Origin of the sequence: Sphingomonas sp. PAMC 26605 (genome assembly GCF_000241485.1) — a bacterium.
Lineage (GTDB): Bacteria > Pseudomonadota > Alphaproteobacteria > Sphingomonadales > Sphingomonadaceae > Sphingomonas.
In genome coordinates this window covers 140339-146771 of sequence record NZ_JH584242.1, presented here as the reverse complement: position 1 = coordinate 146771, position 6433 = coordinate 140339, and the positions used below count along the sequence as shown (strand labels likewise).

Annotated in this window: 3 protein-coding genes and 2 pseudogenes; 1 reads left to right on the top strand and 4 read right to left on the bottom strand. The window is 58.7% G+C overall.

The genetic code is table 11. The features are described from left to right. Nucleotides 1-149: 149 nt before the first annotated feature. Nucleotides 150-764 carry a response regulator transcription factor gene (locus RH90_RS18895; RefSeq protein ID WP_010188068.1) on the bottom strand — a complete coding sequence of 205 codons (615 nt, stop codon included), beginning with the start codon at nt 762-764 and terminating at the stop codon, nt 150-152. A 4-nt stretch (nt 765-768) separates the two neighbouring features. Continuing rightward, nucleotides 769-3798, bottom strand: a complete 3030-nt coding sequence (locus tag RH90_RS18890; protein WP_198283469.1) for a sensor histidine kinase — start codon at nt 3796-3798, stop codon at nt 769-771. Between the two features lie 325 nt (nt 3799-4123). On the opposite strand from RH90_RS18890, the gene RH90_RS18885 reads away from it, so the two are divergent. After that, nucleotides 4124-5371, top strand: coding sequence for an MFS transporter (locus tag RH90_RS18885; protein ID WP_010188066.1), 1248 nt, complete (start codon nt 4124-4126; stop codon nt 5369-5371). 411 nt (nt 5372-5782) lie between these two features. Here the strand turns inward: RH90_RS18885 and RH90_RS22780 are convergent. Both RH90_RS22780 and RH90_RS24390 read right to left on the bottom strand, forming a co-directional pair. Continuing rightward, nucleotides 5783-6105 (bottom strand): annotated as a pseudogene (locus tag RH90_RS22780) (transposase); the annotation flags it as partial. Nucleotides 6106-6138: 33 nt separating this feature from the next. Beyond that, a pseudogene (locus RH90_RS24390) lies at nt 6139-6279 on the bottom strand (IS3 family transposase); the annotation flags it as partial. Between the last annotated feature and the right edge of the window lie 154 nt (nt 6280-6433).

Here is a 6433-nt window from a genome sequence, read left to right as displayed (position 1 = left end):
CTAGTCTAGCTGCCTTCGACAATGTACGACGCCCTGGCATCGATGTGTTGGAGTGGTGGAATCCTAATTGAGGCCCGTCGGACGGCCTGTCCAGATGACCAAACAACCTCTCACGCACGTGCGCTCCCCGCCAACGGTCGGTCTCTGCCTTAGAAACTTAACATACCCCGCTGGGTCGCGACAGTGATCGCGTGCGTTCTGTCCGACACTTGCAACTTGGCAAATATGGTTTTCAGATGCGCTTTGACCGTTTCTTCGGACACGCCAAGCGTTTGGGCGACCTGCTTGTTTGCTTGGCCAATTGCGACGAGCCGGAGCACCGAGATTTCGCGATCGGTAAGCGGTTCGTCGCCGACATGCCGGGCTATCCCGTCAGCAACATCACGTTGGATATGGCGCCGGCCGTCATGTACTTTGCGGATAGCGTCGAGCATCTCGACCCGCAGACTGCTTTTAAGAAGATATCCTGCCGCGCCAGCGCGCAAGGCGCGAACAGCCTGCACGTCGCCAGCGTAGGTCGTCAGTACCAAAATCTTCGCTGCGGGAAATTCCTTGCGAAGCGTGGCAATCGCCTCAAGGCCATCCATACGAGGCATTTGGATGTCCATCAGCACGACATCAGGCACTAGGCGGCGATATTGCTCGATCGCGATCGAGCCGTCCTCTGCCTCACCTGCGACCACCATATCGTCCTGATTTTCGACGATGGCGGCGATTCCTTCCCTCAGGACAGGGTGATCATCGACGATCAATATGCGAATCATGACGTTACTCAGTGGTTCGGCGGGGCAACAATCTTGCGCGCAAGCGCGATGCCCAGCCAGGGTGAAAGTCGCCGAAGGTAGTGCGGGCGGGGGTTCTCAGAGTAATGCTCGTCCCCCGTTCTGGTCCGGATTCGATTGAAAATCGGCCGCCGATCCGCGCAGCACGCTCGCGCATTCCGGGTAGGCCGTAATGGCCATCTCGGCCTGTTCGCGCGAGGACCTCTTTTTCTATGCCGACACCGTCGTCCGCCACCACCATTTCGAAGTGCCCAGTACCGAAGTGAAGGATGATTTCGATCGCGCTCGCGTTGGCGTGCTGCCGGGCGTTGAACAACGCCTCTGCCGCGATGCGGTGAATGTCGGAAACGATTAGTGGCGGGATTTCCCGAATGATGCCTCGGACCTCGATGTTCACGGAAAGGCCAGGATCGACATCCATCGCTGCGATCTGGTCTTCCAACATTTGAACAAGATCGACAGGGCCACGTTCGAAACGAAGATCCTGCACGTGCTCACGCGCCTCGACGATGATGCCGTCCGCTCGAAGTAGGGCTCGTTCGAGCAGTTCCTTATTAGGATCGCCAAGTTTTATTCGGTCTGCAGCTGCCTGAAAGCGAAGTACCAGCCCTTGAACGCTTTGAAGCAATGTGTCGTGAAGCGCTCGCGCGATACGCTCGCGTTCAGCGATGCGCGCCTCTAGATGCGCCCGCACTTGGCCTGCGACGTGTCGAACCCGCAAATGATAGAGGAGCGCAATCAGTCCCACCAATGCTAAAAAGCAGGCCCCCTTGAACCAGAGCGACTGAAAAATTGTCGGTGGCAGCTCAAATTGGAGCTCTGCACCAGTGTCATTCCACTTGCCATCTTCATTCGCGGCAATCACAAGGAACCGATATCGGCCTGGTGGCAGGTTGGTGTAAAATGCTTCGCGACGCATCCCCGGATCGATCCAACGTGTATCGAAGCCGTCCAAACGGTAGCGAACCTGCAGCCTTTCTGGCAGGCTTAATCCCAGAGCGGAGAAGCCGATCGCAACGTCGGACGTCCCGGCCCGAAGTAAGACATCGCGAGGATCACGAATGCGCATCTTGTTGCTAGACAGGCTATTGATGGCAACGCCGGGGGCAACCCTGTTTATGTGCAATTTCGCGGAATCAAGCCATACTGTGCCGTTGATGGTCGAGATCCAGAGTCGGCCATCTCCTCCGAGCGCAAGCGAGCGCTTGACCTGAGAAACGGGCGAGGAGGGAAGCCCTTCAAGGAAATCGAACAACCTCGGCTCGGGTCGAAAATTTGGTTGCGCGAGCGCGCGCTGAAAGTCGCCTGGTGCGAAACGAACGACGCTATCCAGAGCAGCCCCCCACGCTTCGCCATTTGACAGTAGGATGAAGCCGCTTGCTTGGCGCAAAGTTGGAACCCGACTGTACGAAAGATACGTCGGCTTGGCACCTCCAAGAATGGCAATGCCGGACTTGCCTGTCACAACAAACCCATGAGCAAAAGGCAGAACGTGGCGCAGGCGGCCGATGGGGTTGTCGGCTGGCAACAGCGTGCGGAGGCGTCCGCCATCCCACGCCACCACCCGGTTCGCATCCCAGTCAAACACGAGCTGCCGTCCGTTCGCCATAACTTCGGACGGCTGTGCCTCACCCAAAGCTCTGACCCACCCCTTGCCACTCCAGGACCGTAGACCGGAGCCGAGGGTCGCCGCCCAGAGATGGCCGCGTGCGTCTACGGCGCAATCCGCGACCCAGTCGGGTTCGACGCGTGGTGCGTCGAGCGTGATTTGCGTGGATCCGAGAATGCCGACGGCTTTGCGGTCGTTAAAGAACCAGACTCGGTGGTCTGGGCCCTCGCACGCCGCGGTCGGGTTGGCGATCCTATCGGTAAACGGGACCGGCCCACCGCCTGGTTCGGCGCGATAGATCCGCTCCGACGTACCGATGAAAACGCTGCCGTCACTGGCTGAAAGAAGGATGTCTCCCAACTTGGCCGGCTTCGTGAGCGCTGGTTCAGTTACAATGTCGACAACCCTGAAGCGATCGAGGCCGAGCGTAGTGGCGGTCCAGACGTTCCCTTCACGATCTTCGAAGAAATGATTGATAAGGTTTGAGCTCAGCCCGTTCACCGAGCCGAATAGGCCATGCATGCTGGAACCGAAATCGCTTGAGCCTGATAGCGCGGCGCCGCCGTAAAGCCGGATACCGTCGTCAATGTTGGACGTCCACAAGCTGCCGTCAGCCATTATAAGCGCCTGGTCGCGCTTTTTGTCATAGGCGGGCCATCGCAGTTGAATCGGCAAGATCGGAGATCCCGCTCTCGGCGAGTGAAGCAGCAGCAATTGCGACGCGCCGACCAGCCAGAGCCGACCGGCATGGTCAAGGGTTAGCCGACCAGACTGACCGAGCGGCGCATCGATCACATGCTCGAAGCGCGCTTTTCCCGGCAGCAATCGGAAGACGCCCGTGTAATAAGCAACCCAGATAGCGCCATCCGGCGTCGCGGCCAGATTGACGAGTGCCCCTTTCGGTAGGCCCGCATCGACGCCGAGTTCGGACCAACGCCCGCGTCGAAACACCAATAGCGGTGCGCCGATCTGGCCGGCTCCGGCCCAGATAGCACCATCTTTTCCTTCGACCATGTCGATGATGGTTCCATTGGAAAGCGACGGAGGCAACAGCGCCATTCTGCCTGCACGATATATCCCGAAGCGATTGACATCACTGTACCATGTCCAGACATCGCCGGATCGTGCTACCAAAAGGGGGATTGCAGCCTGGGATGCATCGTCAGGTAGGTCGGCGCGAATAAGATCGAAGCGGTTTCCGTCGAAACGATAGAGCCCGGCCCTGCTCGAGAGCCATAGGTAGCCGTTTCGATCTTGCGCGATCTTGTAGATAGGCGCCGGTGCCCCTTGTGCCATCGTCCAAGCCGTATGCCGAACATGCGACAGGCCGGCCGACGTCGGGGAACGCGACGCGTCTGCTGCGCTCCCGCACATCAGGTAAATCAAAATGGCGATTTTGAGCCACACAGGGAATTTCACGCACCTATTCACCGACGGACCTCCAACCATGAGCATGCGCGAGCCTCACGCGGCCATCCCTAGGTGGGGGAGCGAAAGCTCCCTCGACTAGGGATTGGCCCGTTTCAGCGAGGATAGTAACCTTTACTTCATGTTGCGAGGCACTTGCCCCCTTACTTGGAGAGGTGGGTACCTTGCCAAAGGAATGCAGCGAGAAACCTTTGAGCGGCCAAATTTGTCGCCACAGCTTTGACGGCCTTTGAACGCTGGAAACGAATTTGGCGGGTAAGAGGTGCAAAGCCGCCTTGCCGGCCGCAGCAGGAGCAGACGGTTGATGCCGACTTGGTATCAGAACCTCACCGGTGATCATCGCCGCGCCTTTTGGACGTCGCTCGGGGGCATTGCTCTCGACGCAATGGATGTACAGCTTTACGCCTTCGTGCTTCCTATCCTTCTGCCGCTCTGGGGGATGTCTCAGCTGCAGGGCGGAGAGCTCGTCAGCATTGTGCTCGCAGCCTCCGCCCTCGGTGGGGTCGGAGCAGGAATTGCCTCCGACCGACTCGGGCGCGTGCTCGTATTGCGAATAACGGTTTTATGTGTCGGCGTCGGAACGTGCCTCTGCGCATTTTCTCAGAATTTTGAGCAGCTTTTGGTAGCTCGTGCCATTCAGGGACTGGGGTTTGGTGGCGAATGGGCTGCTGCCGCCGTCCTCGTCGCGGAAATCGCCGCCCCCGAGAGTCGGGCGAGGATGGTCGGAGCGGCGCAAAGCGCTTGGGCGATAGGGTTCGGACTCGCGGCAGCAAGCTCTGGAGTTATCTTGACGCTGCTGCCCATCGATTTTGGCTGGAGATGTACTTTTCTCGTCGGAATCATCCCCGCGCTACTGATTTTCCATATGCGGCGGCGTATCAAGGAGCCGGCGGCCTTTCGCGCGATGACGCAGCGCGCGTCCTGGCGTGCGATCTTCCGCCTCCCAATAGCGGGTCGAACATTTCAAGGTAGCCTTTTGGCAACGGGCGCTCATAGCGGATATTGGGCAGTGGCGACGTGGTGGCCAACCATCCTTCATTTGGACCGGCACTTTACCTCGAGCGAGATCAGCGCGCACCTTGGCATCGCTGCGATCGGATCATTCTTTGGCTATGCCACGGGAGGATGGCTGGGCGACAGATTTGGCCGACGAACGGCATTAATAATTTTGTCGGTCGGAAGCGTGATGACGGTGCTCATGTGCACACGGCTCCCCCTCTCGAATAGCGCTCTGCTGATCGCCAGCTTTCCTCTAGGTTTTTTCGTGCTTGGTTTGTTCAGCGCGGTCGGGCCGGTACTCGCCGAAATGTATCCGACAGAGGTACGCGGCACAGGTCTAGGGTTTTGTTATAATTTTGGCAGAGGGATGGCCGGGCTATTGCTATTCGTTGTGGGATATCAATTATCTGCGGTGAATTTGAGCGCCGCCATTGGCGTGTTCGCCATAATATCCTACACAATAGTTTTTATCGCCGCGATTCTTATCGAGGAGACGCGTTCCGTAAGCTTCAACGATGACCTTTCGAAAAGCTCTTACAAGCAGGCCTGCTGAGGCTTGTGGTCCGCGAGCGTTGCCTGCTCGTCATAACCCGCTTCACCGCACCGGCGCGGTACACGATTACGCTAACGGCTTAGCAAACCATTCGCATTGCCGAGCCGGAGCTATAGGAAACCACCGCCCTCGCAGCCGGATAGCGTTTGCTAAAACGCAATACGGGACGTGGTCGTCTAATAGCGGGCTTGGCAACCGCTCTTTGATGCATCGATGTCGTCTGCCGGGGCATGGTCGTCTTCGCGGTCGGCATGTGCCGCCGCATCATGTGGCTTCGCGGGTCGATCCTTCCAATGTTCGTTACGCACTCACCGAGCCGGCGTTCGTGGTGCAAGGGCAGCTGCGGAATGGACCAGCCTATGTCCCGGCAGGGACGCTCGTCACGCCATCGGGCGCTATCGAACTCTTGGATCAGGCGGCCGCAGCCATCCTGGTGAACAGTTCGCCAGAGCGCAGCATCGCATGCATGACGATCGCAAGCTTGCGGGCAACCGCGACGGCGGCGCGCTTGAAGCAGACCTTCTCGCGAAGCTTTATGCCCCAACTACGCAGATCGCTGTCGGCATGGCTGCGGGTAGGATCACGACAGCGGCCTCGTACAGGAGCGAGCGAACGTGGATATCGCCGCTTCAGGAGATGTGGCTATCGTAGTCGACTTCGCCTGATCGATAACGCCGTGTGGTCACCCCGAGCCAGGCGCCGGTCGAGCGGGATCGGCTGAAATTGGCAGGATCTGATCGTTCCCCCGATCTAGGGGACACGCTGGGTTATCCCGCCATGCTCTGCTCGGCTTGCTCAGGCGTAAGATACCCAAGAGCCGAGTGCATGCGGTGCCGATCATAGTGGCCTTCGATGTGTCCGAACAGCGCCTGCCGGGCCTCGGCCTGTGTCGTCCATCGGCATTGATGCTCCTATGTTGGTCAAGTGCCGTTTGCGTAGGGTTTCGCCGGGTGTTTGTCGGTGCAGAGATGCTGATAGATTTCACGGGCGATGTAGCGTTTGAGGCATCGACGGATTTCGCGAGGTGATTTCCCTTCCGCGGTTCGGCGCTGGATGTACTCG

What these genes read in the sequence shown, in the direction of transcription:
- RH90_RS18895 (WP_010188068.1), bottom strand. Translation starts at nt 764, where the DNA reads ATGATTCGCATATTGATCGTCGATGATCACCCTGTCCTGAGGGAAGGA.
- RH90_RS18885 (WP_010188066.1), top strand. Translation starts at nt 4,124, where the DNA reads ATGCCGACTTGGTATCAGAACCTCACCGGTGATCATCGCCGCGCCTTT.